At 48.2% G+C, this 15,419-nt stretch carries 12 protein-coding genes, 1 tRNA gene and 1 other RNA gene; 11 read left to right on the forward strand and 3 right to left on the reverse strand.

What is annotated here, in order from left to right; genetic code table 11:
• Positions 1–31: 31 nt before the first annotated feature.
• From OEV79_01085 to OEV79_01130, 10 genes are all read left to right on the forward strand, one after another.
• Positions 32–1,702 carry a formate--tetrahydrofolate ligase gene (locus OEV79_01085; GenBank protein MDH4210032.1) on the forward strand — a complete coding sequence of 557 codons (1,671 nt, stop codon included), beginning with the start codon at positions 32–34 and terminating at the stop codon, positions 1,700–1,702.
• A gap of 211 nt (positions 1,703–1,913) precedes the next feature.
• Positions 1,914–2,876, forward strand: coding sequence for a 50S ribosome-binding GTPase (locus OEV79_01090; GenBank protein MDH4210033.1), 963 nt, complete (start codon positions 1,914–1,916; stop codon positions 2,874–2,876).
• Positions 2,877–2,929: 53 nt separating this feature from the next.
• Positions 2,930–3,874 (forward strand): thiamine-phosphate kinase, encoded by a 945-nt coding sequence (thiL, locus tag OEV79_01095; GenBank protein MDH4210034.1) that lies wholly within the window; start codon positions 2,930–2,932, stop codon positions 3,872–3,874.
• Between the two features lie 151 nt (positions 3,875–4,025).
• Positions 4,026–4,375, forward strand: a transfer-messenger RNA (tmRNA) gene (gene ssrA, locus OEV79_01100).
• A 353-nt stretch (positions 4,376–4,728) separates the two neighbouring features.
• A complete protein-coding gene (locus tag OEV79_01105; protein ID MDH4210035.1) occupies positions 4,729–4,989 on the forward strand; it encodes a GIY-YIG nuclease family protein in 261 nt (86 codons plus the stop codon).
• Between the two features lie 144 nt (positions 4,990–5,133).
• Positions 5,134–6,408 carry a gliding motility-associated C-terminal domain-containing protein gene (locus tag OEV79_01110; GenBank protein MDH4210036.1) on the forward strand — a complete coding sequence of 425 codons (1,275 nt, stop codon included), beginning with the start codon at positions 5,134–5,136 and terminating at the stop codon, positions 6,406–6,408.
• A 227-nt stretch (positions 6,409–6,635) separates the two neighbouring features.
• Positions 6,636–7,724, forward strand: a complete 1,089-nt coding sequence (gene gcvT, locus OEV79_01115) for a glycine cleavage system aminomethyltransferase GcvT (GenBank protein ID MDH4210037.1) — start codon at positions 6,636–6,638, stop codon at positions 7,722–7,724.
• A 97-nt stretch (positions 7,725–7,821) separates the two neighbouring features.
• Positions 7,822–8,208, forward strand: a complete 387-nt coding sequence (gene gcvH, locus OEV79_01120; protein ID MDH4210038.1) for a glycine cleavage system protein GcvH — start codon at positions 7,822–7,824, stop codon at positions 8,206–8,208.
• Positions 8,208–9,551 carry an aminomethyl-transferring glycine dehydrogenase subunit GcvPA gene (gene gcvPA / locus OEV79_01125; protein ID MDH4210039.1) on the forward strand — a complete coding sequence of 448 codons (1,344 nt, stop codon included), beginning with the start codon at positions 8,208–8,210 and terminating at the stop codon, positions 9,549–9,551. The genes gcvH and gcvPA overlap by 1 nt, the downstream gene beginning before the upstream one ends.
• Before the next feature lie 80 nt (positions 9,552–9,631).
• A complete protein-coding gene (locus tag OEV79_01130; GenBank protein MDH4210040.1) occupies positions 9,632–10,402 on the forward strand; it encodes a TIGR00282 family metallophosphoesterase in 771 nt (256 codons plus the stop codon).
• A 295-nt stretch (positions 10,403–10,697) separates the two neighbouring features.
• On the opposite strand, the gene OEV79_01135 is transcribed toward OEV79_01130, so the two are convergent.
• The 3 genes from OEV79_01135 to OEV79_01145 form a co-directional block, all read right to left on the reverse strand.
• Positions 10,698–11,240 (reverse strand): nitroreductase family protein, encoded by a 543-nt coding sequence (locus tag OEV79_01135; GenBank protein ID MDH4210041.1) that lies wholly within the window; start codon positions 11,238–11,240, stop codon positions 10,698–10,700.
• A gap of 202 nt (positions 11,241–11,442) precedes the next feature.
• A tRNA-Arg gene (locus OEV79_01140) sits at positions 11,443–11,516 on the reverse strand.
• Positions 11,517–12,191: 675 nt separating this feature from the next.
• A complete protein-coding gene (locus OEV79_01145) occupies positions 12,192–13,118 on the reverse strand; it encodes an aminoglycoside phosphotransferase family protein (protein MDH4210042.1) in 927 nt (308 codons plus the stop codon).
• 634 nt (positions 13,119–13,752) lie between these two features.
• Here OEV79_01145 and OEV79_01150 point away from each other — a divergent pair.
• Entirely contained in the window at positions 13,753–15,288 is a 1,536-nt protein-coding gene (locus OEV79_01150) for an SBBP repeat-containing protein (protein MDH4210043.1), read from the forward strand.
• Positions 15,289–15,419 lie beyond the last annotated feature (131 nt).

Genomic DNA, 15,419 nt, shown 5'->3' on the forward strand with positions numbered 1-15,419 from the left:
GTGCGATTCAGTTTTTAGGAGGAAAAGCTGCATGAAAAGCGATATTGAAATAGCTCAATCTGCAAGGTTGATGCCGATCCATGAATTGACGGACAGTTTTGGCATTCATGAAGACTGTGTGTTTCCATACGGCAAATACAAAGCAAAGATTTGTTTGGACGTCTTCAATAAGATCAGGAATAATCCTTCTGGCAAGATCATCCTCGTTACGGCCATGACTCCCACTGCTTTTGGTGAGGGTAAGACCACGGTCGCAATTGGCTTGAGCATGGGCATGAACAAAACAGGCAAGAGATCTATTGTCGCTCTGCGTGAGCCGTCACTTGGTCCTGTCTTCGGTATAAAGGGCGGCGCCACCGGTGGTGGATATGCGCAGGTTGTGCCGATGGAGGACATAAACCTGCACTTTACCGGCGACATCCATGCGGTTGGCACTGCACATAATCTATTATCCGCAGTGCTTGATAATCACATTCATTTCGGGAATCAGCTCGACATCGACGAACGCGAGATATATTTTACGAGGGCGATGGACATGAACGACCGGAGTCTGCGCAGGATCGTTATCGGTCTCGGCGGCAGAGCGAACGGCCCGGCACGGGAAGACGGTTTCATCATAACAACGGCGAGCGAAGTCATGGCAATTCTTGCCCTCTCTAGATCGGACGCCGAGTTGAAAGAAAGGCTGGGGAATATCCTCGTTGCATCCAATATGGAAAAAGAACCCGTATTCGCGAAAGACCTCCATGTTCACGGAGCCATGGCAGCTTTGTTGAACCAGGCGATAATGCCGAATATCGCGCAGACGATCGACCAGACCCCGGCATTCATACATTGCGGTCCTTTTGCGAATATCGCTCACGGGACCTGTAGTATCGTTTCCATGAAATTGGCACAAAAGTTCAGCGAGTATACGATCGTCGAGGCCGGGTTTGGCTCGGATCTGGGCGGCGAGAAATTCATAGATATTGTCTCCCGCATTGGAGATATCAATGTCGATGCCGCCGTGATCGTTGCGACCATCAGGGCCTTGATGCTTCATGGCGGCGCTCCTGAGAAGGACACGGATGCAGGTACCATAGAAAATCTGAAGAAAGGTCTGCCGAATCTTGGTAAGCATATTGAGAATATGAGAAAGTTTGGGTTGCCGCTTGTTGTTGCCATAAACATATTCGAGGGCGACAGCGAAGAAGAGATCAGGATTGTGAAGGAGTATTGCCTGGTGCAGAACACCCCGGCTGCTGAGACACGTGTGTTCACCCAGGGCGCGGATGGGGCGCTGGAGCTGGCTGAGATGCTTATCCGCACTACCCAAAATGAAGAATCGAAAATGAAGCCAATATACGAGCTGGGTGACACGGTTGAGAAGAAGATTGAAACAGTTGCCCGTGAGATATATGGCGCGGAAGGCGTCAATTATACAACGAGAGCAGAGCGAGACATAAGACGAATAGTGAAGTATGGAATGGATGGACTACCGGTGTGCATCGCCAAAACGAACAGCTCGCTTTCTGATGACCCGAAACTCCTCGGGCGTCCAGAGAATTTCAAGATTACGATCACCGGTGTGAACATATCGGCCGGTGCCGGTTTTCTCGTGCCGCTTGCCGGTGATGTAATGTTGATGCCCGGACTGCCGAAAGTGCCAAATGCCACAAAGATCGATATCGACGATACGGGCAGGATACACGGTCTCTCATGACAAAAATGATTACAACGATAGAAGATAGATTCACCAAAAAGAAGTTGGTATGCTCATTTTTCTAAACAAATCGCAGATTTGGAGAAAAATGGCAACAAAGATATTATCAATGATGATTTTTCTCACTTCGTTCGAGATACTGATTTGTGTAAACAAATCGAAGATTTGGACACAAATCGTAACGGTGATATTATAGATCCGAAGGTGTAGCATGCCGGCAAATCTAACACCCCAATACTTCGACGTAGAGAAGAAATACCGCGAAGCAAGAGACTTGCGCGAGAAACTTATTTATCTCCAGGAAATGCTTGCGATCATCCCAAAGCACAAGGGTACTGAAAAACTTCAGGCCGATCTGAAGACGAGAATCTCCAAGATGAAGGAAACGATAAGCAAGCAGAAGAAATCAGGCGGGACAGGCGGGGCATGGTATCAGGTTGAGAAGCAGGGCGCGGGCCAGATCGTAATGGTTGGATTGCCCAATTCGGGCAGGTCATCCCTCTTGAATTCGCTGACCAACGCTCACGCCGAGGTTGCGCTCTACCCGTTCACAACAAACCTGCCACTGGTTGGAATGATGGAGTACGAAGACATAAAGATTCAGATCGTCGATACGCCGCCTCTGTATGGCGAGGCGCCGGCCTGGCTATTCGGGCTTTACCGCAATGGTGATGTCCTGTTGATCGTCTTGGATGCTCAATCCAATATCCATCAGGACCTTGATTCGATAATGGATGCTTTGAATGCGCGCAATATATTCTCAAGAGACGTTGATTCGGGTGACACAAAGAGCTCCATAATTGTTCTCAATAAATTTGACTCTGGCAACCAGGATCTCCTTAAATCATTCACGACACAGTACAAAGAAGAGTTCCAGATCATCAGCGTTTCGACGAAATCTGGTGAAGGCATCGAAGGATTGAAGAAGCTTATCTTTGCCACGCTGGGGATCATCCGTGTTTACACGAAGAAGATTGGACATCCTATCGAGAAGAGGGATCCGGTCGTCTTGAAAGTAGGCACCACCGTCATTGACGCGGCCGAGCACATACACAAGGATTTCAGAAAGAATCTCAAATTTGCGCGCCTGTGGAGCGATGCGAACTATCAGGGTCTGCGCGTAGAGAAAAACCACGTGCTTACTGACGGGGATGTGCTGGAGTTCCATGTCTGAACTATCAAATCGCAGAATTGAAATTTAATAAACAAAAAGACCGTGAACAGTTGATGAATAGAAATATGGAAAACAAAGGCGAGTTAGAAATTATCCGTTATCTGCGGAAGAGGTTCCCGAAGAGGCGGAATGAAATAATCAAGGGCATCGGTGATGACGCGATGGTTTTCAGGGATGGATATGTCATAACGACTGATTCGTTTTTTGAGAAGACACATTTTGATATGGCCTATTTCTCATTCTTCAATCTTGGATATCACACCATGGCAGCGAGTCTCTCAGACATCGCGGCGATGGCCGCCTCGCCGATATCGGTGCTCATCTCTTTGTGTATTTCAAGAAAGATAGGCATGGCGGCGATTCGTGAATTGTATGATGGATTCAGCGAACTGACACGAAAATACAGATGCGATATCTCGGGTGGTGATATTGTGAAATGTCCGACACTTGGTGTGACGATAACCGTCATCGGTCGCACGAAAGCACCGCTATTACGCTCGGGTGCAAAACCGGGCAATTCTCTATACGTGACAAATTTCCTTGGTTTGGCTGAGGCCGGCCGCATTGCTTTACAGAATAAGTACAGGGAGAGCGAATACCCGGATGCGATGAAGAAGCATCTCTTTCCTGAACCGAGGATCAAAGAGGCATTCAAGATCGCCAAATATGCTACTTCGTGCATTGATACTTCAGACGGTCTATCCACCGATGCATTTCATCTGGCCGAAGAGAGCGGAGCAAAGATCATTATCGAAGCAGAACACATTCCGATCCATTCTGAAGTCGGCAAGTTATGCGCTGCGCAACGTATGGACCCAACACAATTCATACTCTCTGCCGGTGAGGACTTCGAGTTACTTTTCACCGCGCCAAAATTGCCGAAGATATCCGGAGTCACGGTATTCAGAATTGGTAGAGTCATGAAGGGGAAAGGTTTGTTCCTTTCTGCTGCGGGCCGAGAGCGCCCCATTCGGCCTTCAGGATACCAACACATCTGAAATCCAAAATTCTAAGCATCGAAATTCGTTGGGCAATAACGATTAAACTAGTGCTGTATTCGTTTGTCAAAATAGTACGTATAGGAGGAAGTATGCGCGATGGTCCCTTGCCTGTATTGACAATTCTATGATAAAGTTTATAATATAAATAGGGGGCGATCGGTTTCGACGAGGCAATTGAAGTGATTGAGGGCATACCGAGGGTTCTGGTGACCTCGTAAATCCGACCGGAAAGAAAAAACATCCTGAAAACGGATACGCTCTAGCTGCATAATAATGCGGCTACGCCACCCCAGACGGCCAGCCCAGTTTGGGGACCGGTGTCATATAGGGCTGAAACCGATCAATTCCTGCCTTTGGGGTTGACTGGTTATCTGAAAAGGCTATCTCTTGCACACCTGTCTCTTGGTAAAGCGAGAGGAGATTCATAGAGAGACTAAGTATGTAGGCCTCTGCATGGAAGTGTCTCGGACGCGGGTTCGATTCCCGCCGCCTCCACCAATCTTTCCCAAATCTCTGATTTGGTTGAAAGATTGAGTGTGCCGTAGTTTAGTTACGGTGCACCAATTTTGTCTTAGTTCGATTTGGTTGAAAGATTGAGTGTGCCGTAGTTTAGTTACGGTGCACCAATTTTGTCTTAGTTCGATTTGGTTGAAAGATTGAGTGTGCCGTAGCGAAGCTGCGGTGCATCAATTTTCTTCGAATTTGAGTGTCCCGTGGTTTGTTTGCGGTGCACCAATTTTGTCTTAGTTCGATTTGGTTGAAAGATTGAGTGTGCCGTAGTTTAGTTGCGGTGCGCCCATTTTTTTGAAATGCATGTCCCGTAGTGCAGCGAAGGGGCATCAGACTTTCCCATGAAATACTTTGTCTATATCCTTCAATGTGCTGATGATACCCTATACACAGGTGTCACCAAGGATGTCAAGAAGCGTATTGACCGTCACAATAGAGGAGATGGTGCGCGGTACACGCGTGGGAGGGTGCCAGTGACTCTCGTATATCACGAAGAATTGGCAAACATAAAATCCGCTTTGGCACGAGAGCGTTATCTGAGAAAACTCCCGAGAACCAAAAAGAAAAAGTTAATAATTAACTTCCAAAATAAATATCTGTAGTTGCCTGATTTATCAGGCATCACTCGGTTTTTCGTAATTCCGCATGAGATGTTTTGGGATTTCTGTTATCTTCCAGCATCCCAACCTTTGCCCGCTAGCCATTTTTGTCGGTTGACATGGGTTTATTCATTCGTATAATGACGTGTGTTATTTGTAATTGTATTGCTACTTGGTGATTCCCCCGTCATCATCACCGAAGTAATGTCCAATGTGCGGGGTCCTGAACTGAGTTGCGGCGACCGGAACGAATTCGTCGAAATATACAATCAGAGTGCCGATACTGTCGATCTGATCGCTTATCGCATCTGGGACTTTGACAATGCCCCACCAGACGAGATCTGGCCGTGGACCAATGACTCAATCTTACTGAATTATCCTTCGGTCAGGACAAATTCAACATTGATATACCCGTACACCTATGCCTTGATCCTGGACAGCGAATACTGCAGCCCTGACACCACCGGTGGCAACTGGCAGCCGTATACGATCCCGGATTCAACTCTGGTTTTGACTACCGATGAAACGACGATCTGCGATGGCCTCACTACTACAGATCCGTTAATCTTTTATTCAACTGTCGATTTTTGTACTACATCATTCGGCACACCCTATGACTCGTTTGATAATTTCCCTTCGGATCCGGGTGATGGAATTTCCTGGGAGAGGGTCGACCTGGATCTGCCTGATGAGGTTTCAAACTGGCATTCGTCGATCGACACGTCGGGCTGCACGCCTGGTCGTGCAAACAGTGTTGCCAATGCATTCGATCTGGCGGTAGATTCACAGTCGATTTATTTCGTACCCGCCGTTGCCACTACCGGTGAAAATGTGCAGATCCAGGTGGTGGTTGAAAACCTCGGATTGAGCGGAACGAGCGATTACGTTCTTGCCATCTTTGAAGATATGAATATGGACAGCCTTATTAACAGCGGGGAAATCATAGTTGAACTTGAAGGACTCTGGGTAAATGCGCTGGATAGTACTACGCTCTTCTACACCTACGAGCATCCTTCTCAGGGCAGCCACTCTCTTGGATTCTATGTTGAGTTCCCACCTGATGTTAATCCGGCGAACAATCTTGCGTTCAGGCTACTCGGTGTGATCGGCGAGATAGGAGAACTCGCGCTCTCGCCGCCCATCTTTACCCCTAACAATGACGGGGTAAATGACCGTCTGCAAATCGACTACCGCTTGCCAGAAACCGGCGGGAGATTGACCCTATCAATTTTTGACACAAGGGGGATAAGAATACACGATATCTGCCGGAATGAATCATGGGCCAGCGAGCAGGGAACGTTCTACTGGGACGGAAGAGCATCCGGCACCGATCTGCCCATTGGTATGTATATCGTTTACCTCGAATATCAATACCATGACCAGGTGACACGCTCCAAAAAGACAACCGTACTGGCTCGCTAAGGGTCGCAAATACAAGGAAAATTGAGAATAGGTTGAACTTGAGTGGTCTATAACTGTCATCGACCGAAGGCATGGCCGATGTGCAATGTTAAATCGCAGTCACGATTTTTGTCTAAATCTCCGATTTAGTGACAAAAATCAGTGTGCCGAGATATCACAGATCGAGGTGAATCTACGATGCTGAGCATCAGGCGTTGACTTTAACGCTTTTATGGATATAATCACGTATGGCAAAAAAGACCCCTTTTTACGATAAAATAGTCGAAAATAAAGGCAGGATCGTCGAGTTTGCTGATTTCCTGATGCCAATTCAGTTCGATGGTATTATCCCTGAGCATAATACTGTACGAAATTCTGTTGGCGTATTCGATGTTTCCCACATGGGAGAAGTCGAGATCAGGGGCAGCGACCGCATCAAGTTCGTGAACTATGTAACGACGAATGATGCTTCGAAACTTGCTCTGAACCAGGTCCAGTATTCGACCATGCTCTACCCGGATGCCGGTATTGTTGATGATTTGCTGGTATACAACCTAAAAGACAGAATGTTTCTTGTTATTAACGCTTCGAATACAGAAAAAGACTTTGCATGGATAATGGAAAACAAGAAATATGATGTGGAGATCACGAACCAGAGTGATGAAATCGGCCAATTAGCTGTTCAGGGGCCAAAAGCAGAACCTGTTATGCAGAAACTTTTCGATCTGGACCTGTCGACCATTCTCTTCTATTGGGCCGTGGAGACCGACATGAAAGGAATCCCGGTCATCCTGTCTCGTACCGGTTATACTGGCGAGGATGGTTTCGAAATATACCTCGATAAGAAATATGCGGCCGATGCCTGGGATATGGTTTTCAGCGCAGGCAAAGAATTCGGTATAAAACCGATCGGTCTGGGCGCAAGGGATACTCTCCGTTTCGAAATGCGGTATTGTCTTTACGGCAACGACATCGACAAGACAACGAATCCGTTGGAGGCTGGTCTCAGTTGGATCGTGAAACTCGATAAGGAAGAGTTTATCGGCAAAGATCCATTGCAGGAGATCAAAAAACGAGGGTTGCAGCGAAAACTAGTCGGCTTCGAAGCACTGACAAAAGGCATTCCACGACATCTACAGGAGATACATGCGGGTGATGAGAATGTTGGTTTTGTGACATCAGGTACTTTTGCGCCTTCGCTAAAAAAGGGCATTGGTATGGGCTATGTTAATCTGGCACATGCAGAGATCGGCAATAAATTGAAGGTCATGGGCAAAGAACCAATTGAAGTCCAAATAATCAAAGGACCATTCTACAAACATGGATCACGTAAGTAGTATGTTCCTATTGAACAAAAAGATGATACTAATCTGTCTGCATCCGTAAAAAATCTGTTTATATCAAGCTTCAGCCATGCTGAGCAGAGGAGGTTTAATGGCTAATGTTATCGACGGTGTCAAATACACCAAAGAACATGAGTGGATTAAGATCGAAGGTGACAAGGCGGTAGAAGGGTTGACCGACTACGCGCAGTCTGAATTGTCTGATATTGTTATGGTTGAATTGCCGGCAGTTGGCAAGAAGATCAAGGCGGGTGATTCGGTTGGGACGATCGAAGCGGTCAAAGCAGTCAGCGATCTGTACGCTGGTCTGAGCGGAGAGGTCGTTGAGGTAAATGACAAGGTTGTGTCAGAGCCCGCATTGATCAACAAAGACCCCTATGGGGAAGGCTGGTTATACAAGGTGAAGGTCGATGATACGAAAGAAGCAGATAGCCTTCTTTCGCCCGAACAATACAAAGAATTGATCGAGAAACATTGATGCAGTACTTACCTTTGACACCTCAAGACGAAAAAGAGATGCTTGTGCGAATAGGCGTTTCGTCTTTTGAGGAATTGCTCGACAAAATTATTCCGAAAGACCTGCAGTATCATGGTGATATTGCCATACCGAGGGCGGTGAGCGAGAGCGAGGTCAGAAAAATACTCGGCGAACTTGCAGGTAAGAATATCAATACCGATGACTACCTCTCATTCCTGGGCGCCGGAGTATATGACCATTACATCCCGGCGATAATCGACAGTCTGATCTCGCGAAGTGAGTTCTACACTGCTTATACGCCTTACCAGGCTGAGGTCTCTCAGGGAACGCTGCAGACGATCTTTGAATATCAGACCGTTATTTGTGAACTGACCGGAATGGATGTTTCGAACGCCTCGATGTACGACGGTGGTTCGGCGCTTGCCGAAGCATGCCACATGGCGAATACGATCAAGAACAGGAATAAAGTCATTCTGGCTAGCTTGATCCATCCGTTCTATCAGAAGATCACCAGGACTTACACTCATGAATGTGGCGTGGAGATAGTCCAGTGCCCGGCAAGAGATGGTGTGACAGATATTAATGCACTAAAGAAACTGGTTGACGGCAACACGAGTTGCGTCTGTATTCAGCAGCCGAATTTCTATGGGTTTCTTGAATCGATGAATGAGATCGAGAAGATCGTCCATGAGAAAGGAGCATTGTTGGTTGCGGTCGTTGATCCGATATCACTGGGCATCGTCAAACCGCCGGGAGAATACAATGCAGACATTGTCGTGGGTGAAGGCCAGGCATTAGGTATCCCTCAAGGGTTTGGCGGTCCGTTGCTGGGTATCTTCGCATCGAAGATGGATTTTGTCAGGCAAATGCCGGGGAGGATCGTTGGCGAGACTACAGATGTCGAGGGTAAGCGTGGGTTTGTCTTGACTTTGCAGACACGCGAGCAGCACATACGCAGGGAAAAGGCGACATCTAATATCTGTACCAATGAAGCGCTGATGGCTTTATGCGCGCTGGTCTACCTGTGCACACTCGGGAAACAGGGTATTGTTGATGTGGGCAATCTTTGTCTGGCAAAGAGTCACTATCTGCGCGATAAGTTGAAAGGGTTAAAGGGGATCAAAATCGCCCATGAGCAGGAATTCTTCAAGGAATTCCTTGTGGAAACCGAAAAACCGGCGAAGGAAATACTCGATGCTCTCCTCGAACAGAAGATATTTGGCGGAGTGCCCTTATCCATGTTTGATGATAAACTGCAAAACCAATTTTTGGTCGCCGTAACCGAAAGAAGAACAAAGGAAGAACTGGATACCTACGTCAAGGCATTGTCCACGGTACTCTAAATTGCCCGCACGACACTGATGGCCTGAATGACTATCGCTGTAATCTTGTATTTTTATCACCGTAATCGAGAGCAGGCAAAATGAAAATTCTTTTCATTGGTGATATATTCGGCTCCCCTGGCCGTGAGAAGATAGCCACACATTTACCCAAGATCATCGAAAAGGAAGATATATTTTTCACCATAGCACAAGGGGAGAATCTGGCTGGTGGTATCGGTATAACTGAAAATACGGCGGTAGAGATGTTCAAGACCGGCGTTGATTGTATCACGACCGGCAATCATGTGTGGAAACACAAAGAGGTTCTAAGTTATCTTGATGGGGAGACGCGCCTTTTGAGGCCGGCGAATTTTCCCGAAGGTGTTCCGGGCCACGGATATTATGTATATGAGAAACAAGGTGTGAAGGTCGGTGTGACTAATCTTCAGGGTCGTGTATTCATGAAGCCCTTGGATGACCCTTTTGCTGTTGGCAAAAGAATTATCGAAGAGATGAGTAAAGAGACCCGGAACATTTTTGTTGATGTTCATGCTGAAGCCACGAGCGAGAAACGGGCGCTGGGGTTGTATCTAGCAGGGTTCGTTACAGCAGTCATTGGTACTCATACCCACGTCCAGACTGCCGACGAGCAGATCATAAATGGCCGGACTGCTTATATCACCGATGTCGGAATGGTGGGTTCATTGGATTCAATCATAGGTAACAGAAAAGAAGAGATAATCGAGCATTTTTTGCTTTCGGTCCCGCGTAAATTTGTCGCTGCAAAAGAAAATGTGGTAGCCAACTGTGTAATAATTGATTTTGATGAAAAAACCGGCGTAGCGAAATCGATCACACGATATAATTTTTAGCAACGTATTCGTGAATCGTACATCGTTTTTGTTTTCCAAGAAAACGAAAACACAGCTTGTGAAAACATAGTAGTGTTATTCTTCGAGCTTGTCGAGAAGTATAACGGTGCCGTGTCTTCAGTAAAACGTGACTTCAGGTTATCCGTGTCTCCAACAAAGTGTGCCTTCAGTCAGCATTAGCTGACGTGTCTCCAGCAGAGCGTGTCTGCGATAAAGTGTGTCTTCAGCGAAGCATGTCCTCAGTCAGCGCCAGCTGATGTGTTTCCAGCGCAGCGTGTCTTCAGCATCAAGCGTGTTAGCGTTTCTCCGTGTCTCTCTTTGTAGAAAACGTCTCGTATGACACGATGTCCTTGAGTTCTAACCGTCCTCTGTCTTTTCCTTCTTCGGCTGGATAACCTACAGGTGTCAGCGCAACAACCCGGACATCATCGGGTATATGGAGAACGTCTTTAACCATCTTTTCGTCAAAAGCGCCGATCCAGCACGTGCCGAGTCCTTCATTGGTCGCAGCCAGGATCATGTGGTCGAGCGCGATCGACAGGTCGTGCGGCCAGGCCGCCATGTAATTGCCCATACGTCCCCAGGCGATGTTTTCGAATGCACATCCGCAGATGATCGCCCCGGCGTCTGCGATGAAGAATTGATTGCGGCAAGCCTCAGCCACTTTTTTCTTCATCCCGGGTTCTCTGATCACGATGAAGTGCCATGGTTGGATGTTCTTTGCCGAAGGCGCCATACGCCCGGCATCCAGTATCCGGTTCAATACATCATCCGGGATGGGGTCGGTCTTATATTTTCTAACACTTTTGCGTTTTCTTATCACTTCCGAAAAATCCACTGCAAACCTCCCATTTCTAATTACGCCTAATGAAATTGTAACTAATTCTTATTTTACGACAACTTCGTCATTGCGAGGAGTCCCTTTCCATATGTATTTCATATGATAAGGGACGACGTGGCAATCTCAGCCAGGCACTCCCTCGCTGAAACTCGGGACTCTCAATTTTCCAACCAAATCGAAGATTTGGGGAAAATTGGAGCGCGCCCGGCGCGATTCGAACGCGCAACCTGCGGAGCCGGAGTCCACCGTTCTATCCATTTGAACTACGGGCGCAACATGGGGATTCTCCCCCTGTTCTCCATTCGATTTTTGAGAAGGCACAAAAATCGAATGGAGACCTCGGACCCCCTACCACCGGCGGTCTTTGTCGCAATGCTTTGGGCTTCTGCCGTGGTCGGTGCGATCACATACGCAATGTTATTACACTACGAGATCGATAATAGTGTCCGGCAGTTGATTATATAGAATCTTGTGTCAGAGTCAACATGCCTGCCGACGGTTGTCATTGTTATTTATACTCTACATATGGGGGAGGTCAGAGAATAAATATATCCAATGACCCTTTATTAGATAGTAAAAACCCATTTTACCCAGATCCTGACAGCGCTATTGCGTCATGGTGCGAAATTGTGGACTTTCATGGTGCGTCTGATAGTCGCATGGGTGCACTATCAATTTTCCTTCCAGGGTGCAGGGCATGTGTTGAAAAATTGGAATACAAGCCTGACAAAAAATTGCTGATGACAAAGATATCGTTTAAGCAAGAGAATATATCCCTCTATTTAAAAAGCGCCTACCGAAACCCTTATGGTTATCAGCAACTGGACCAAGAAGTTGATAGTGAGATGATAAATATCGGCGTGTTTTTTTCGTTAACACACCGTGCTATCCCCGGAAACAGCGCCATAACGACCTGGCGATACGGAAGTGTGCCATTGGCGATTGTGCCTACGATGCAAGGAGATCGGAAAGCCAGGTATTCAGGGGGCCGTCCATTGATCGCCTCTGAGCCAGTTCCAGCAGTAGTGTGGTCAGGCGAGTGTGTGGGTGTGGCCAGCCCAGGGCTCGAGCATAGGCGCGGCTCTCGTGCGCGAGCTTCAATGGCACGAGGCGCATCGCACGCTCGACCTGCTCCAATCCGCCCATGCGGAGGGTGTCGAGATACGCCTCCGTCACGGTCTCTACAGCGGAGAGTTCGTGCGCATCGCTAAGAAGTCGGTCGAGACTGAAGAGTGGACAGCCGACGGTCGCCTCCTCCCAGTCGATCAGGATTGCGCGTCCATCGTCCAGGATGATCGCATTGCTCCCGTTCACGTCGGGGTGATCGAGCGACGGCGGGATATCAGCCAGCGCATCAGCGTCGAGTTGAAGCGCTGGTTGCGCATCACGTAGCCACTGGACCAACTCCACAGGCAGGTCCGACAGATCATCCTCGAGCAGGATACCCGGCACTCTGCGCACGTCGAGCACCGGCAACCGCGTGAGGTCCAGCTTCGCGACGGCCGCCTGAACCCGTGCCAACTCACGCGCCGTGGCCTCGAGTGCCCCGGGCGTTCCCACCTCCTCGGCAGTGGTTCCTTGAAGGTGCTCAAAGAGCGTCCAGAGCTGGCCGTTCACCATCTCGCTCGCAATCAGTCGCGGTGCGCCTTCGGGCACAATCTTTTCGAGAAGGTCGTGCACGTCGATTACCTGTGGGAACAGCGGAGTGAAGCTGGCCTTGAGAACGACACTGCCGAAACGCGCCGTCACGCCCCACCGTTTGATCCGGAGGATTTCCGGGGTATCTACCTCGCACGCACAGGCAGAAGCAACCCACCGTGAGGCGGCGTCCAGGACGATGTGCTCGTTGGGCCACGCGGGTTGGTCGTTCGTCATTGCTCAATCTCCAGATCCAGTACTGCGGGTCGAAGTCGAGGTGATCGATTCCACAAACAAGCCTCCTTTGGTTTTAGCGCATAACTATTTTAGACGGACGATTGTCCATCTATACTCAGCAATGAAGCATATGGTTTCCGTCCCGGAGTGTAGCACTTGAAAGCGATGTACAGGTTTTCATCGTCAGCTAGGATATTGTAATGGCAAGAATCAAGTTGTCAATGGTCTTGTCGACCGTGTCCCACCCAGGTTGATTCTAGGCGCCCTCAGCGCGTAGGTACGCTGTAAAAATTACTGCCCTGTTTTTTGTTTCACGGACGCTTAGTGGCGATTCTGGATCCAGGGATACCCCTTACATGGACACCCCCTATACCCCTACGTCGATATTGCAGTCACTGCTGAGCGGTGGACTTACCCTCCGCAGGGTTCGACAATCACTCACCTCAACGGTAATATTGCCAAGGGTTCAAGGTTGAGGAGGTTCTGATGTCCGGTCGCTGTGTCATATTTGTGCCAAAATGGCGGCTTGACGGCACACACCTCTAACCGTATAATGACGTAGTATTGAATATACCGATCAGATGTTTGGTATAGACAGTTGATACAAATATTGATGTAGATATGGGGAGGATACATGATTAGATTTCTTCAATGGTTGTGTATAGTGTGTGTGCTAATACCATCATCAATTATTCCTGCTCAAGAATGGGTGGCGAGATATAACGGGCCAGTTAATGGCTTTGATGGGGCATTAGCAATCGCAGTTGACAACGCGGGTAATATCTACGTTATAGGAAGTAGTTATGGTTCAGGCACCGGCTCTGACTATGCGACGGTGAAGTATAGTGATTCGGGGGTTGAGCAATGGGTGGCCAGATACGACGGCCCCGTTAGCGAAAATGATTACGGCCGGAAAATTGCCATTGATAACGCAGGCAGTATCTACGTCACAGGAAGTAGTTATGGTTCAGGCACCGGCTCTGACTATGCGACGGTGAAGTATAATGTGTCGGGAGTGGAACAATGGGTGGCGAGGTATAACGGGCCGGGCAATGGTCTTGATGTGGCAGGTGGAATCGCGGTTGACAGCGCAGGCAGTATCTACGTCACAGGAAGAAGTGAGGGTTCAGGCACCGGCTCTGACTATGCGACGGTGAAGTATAGTGATTCGGGGGTTGAGCAATGGGTGGCGAGATATGATGGCCCAGTTAGTGGTTCAGATCGTGGAGGCAGAATCGCTCTTGACAATGCAGGTAATGTCTATGTCACAGGAACAAGTGAGGGTTCAGGCACCGGCGATGACTATGCGACGGTGAAGTATAATGCGTCGGGAGTGGAACAATGGGTGACGAGATATCACTACCCCGATAGCGATTTTGATGCAGCCAATGCAATTGCCATTGATAACACAGGTAATATCTACGTCACGGGGGCGAGCGTGGGTTCAGGCACCGGCTCTGACATTGCGACGGTGAAGTATAATGATTCGGGAGTTGAGCAATGGGTGGCAAGATATAACGGGCCAGGTGATGGGGACGATGGAGGCAATGCAATTGCCATTGATAACACAGGTAATATCTACGTTACAGGATCAAGTGATGGTTCCTATACCACCAGTCATGACTATACGACGGTGAAGTATAATGATTCGGGCGTTGAGCAATGGGTGGTAAGGTATAACGGGACGGTTTACGGAATTGATTGGGCATATGCGATCGCGGTTGACAACGTTTGCGATATCTACGTCACAGGAACAAGTGTGGGTTCAGGCACCGACTTTGACTATGCGACGGTGAAGTATAGTGATTCGGGAGTTGAACAATGGGTGGTGAGGTATAACGAGCCAGGGGAAGATTGGGCACATGCGATCGCGGTTGATAGCGCAGGCAATATCTATGTTACAGGAAGAAGTTATGGTTCAAGCACCGGCGATGACTATGCGACCATCAAATATTCACCCACGGGTATCTTGGAAAACGAATTAGCTGTGAAGAATAAACATGAGATAACTGTAACTATCTTCCGCGGACCTCTGCAACTGCCCGAAGGCAAGCAATGCAAAGTCTTTGACATCATGGGCAGGGTTGTGAAGCCTGACAAGATACAGCCAGGCATCTACTTCATTGAAGTTAACGGTGTGGTGACACAGAAAGTTGTGAAGGTGAGATAGAAACCAAGTTGTAGCACATGGGGAGTGATTCAAGCGGTCACTCCCCATTTTGCTTGTGCCAGATTTGTGCCAAATCTGTGCCATTTTCTTACCAAAACATACGGTAATAGACAGAAAAGCACCGCTTTTAC

The organism is candidate division WOR-3 bacterium, from assembly GCA_029858255.1.
Taxonomy (GTDB): Bacteria; Hydrothermota; Tepidihabitantia; order SM23-42; family SM23-42; genus SM23-42.